The organism is Oleiphilus sp. HI0123 (assembly GCF_001635315.1).
This window is the reverse complement of sequence record NZ_LWGE01000821.1, coordinates 1-377: the sequence shown is the minus strand read 5'-3', so window position 1 is coordinate 377 and position 377 is coordinate 1. Positions and strand designations below refer to the sequence as shown.

Sequence of the window (377 nt, the reverse complement as noted above, 5' to 3'; positions counted from 1 at the left end):
AGAAGCTAGCAAACGTCGTGAATAAATAGCTAGCAGGTCACTTTCCTTACTAAAGCCCGACTAATCATTCTGACCTTCATGTTGAGGGGCAAACGCTTAAGGTTTGTTCCCACAATACCCTTCGTAAATCGGGTCTGTTTACTGTAATCAATATTTACATCTAACACGACTGGCTGACCCGCTTTGCTGATTCTCCAAGCTTCATCCAACATTTCATCTATATCGGAATTCTCATCGATCCGGACATAAGCTGCGCCAGTAGCCATCGCTACACCCTGCATTCTCGTATCCGCAAGAACCGAACAAGTTTTCCTGTTATACGGCACCTCTTGAGCTTGTGATATTTGGGATAACTCGCCATCATTAAATATGGTAAA

Annotated in this window: 1 protein-coding gene; it reads right to left on the bottom strand. The window is 43.5% G+C overall.

Going from position 1 to position 377, the window contains the following annotated elements:
• Positions 1-29: 29 nt before the first annotated feature.
• Positions 30-377 (bottom strand): thiamine pyrophosphate-dependent enzyme (locus A3761_RS27290; RefSeq protein ID WP_197472930.1); only part of this gene is annotated, 348 nt, incomplete at its 5' end.